Below are 224 nucleotides of genomic sequence, written 5' to 3'. Positions count from 1 at the left end.
ATCGTGACCCGCATCAACCAGGTCGCTTCGGGCCGCAGCGCGCCGAGCGCGACCGGCGCGGTCCTGGGTGGCATCGTCGGCGCGGTCGCCGGCCATGAAATCTCCGACCACACCGGTGGCAGCCGTGGCAACAAGAACATCGCCGCCGCCGCAGGCGCGGTGGGTGGTGCACTGGCCGGCAACCAGATCCAGAAGAACGTGACCAGCGATACCTTCGACATCAC

Annotated in this window: 1 protein-coding gene; it reads left to right on the top strand. The window is 68.3% G+C overall.

Going from position 1 to position 224, the window contains the following annotated elements:
- Positions 1–224, top strand: a 224-nt coding sequence (locus tag RRF55_RS28630; protein ID WP_439419390.1) for a glycine zipper 2TM domain-containing protein, incomplete at both ends; no start/stop codon positions are given.

This window comes from Klebsiella sp. K47, assembly GCF_051858335.1.
In the GTDB taxonomy this organism is placed as follows: Bacteria; Pseudomonadota; Gammaproteobacteria; order Enterobacterales; family Enterobacteriaceae; genus Klebsiella; species Klebsiella pneumoniae.
This window is presented reverse-complemented; position numbering and strand designations above follow the sequence as displayed.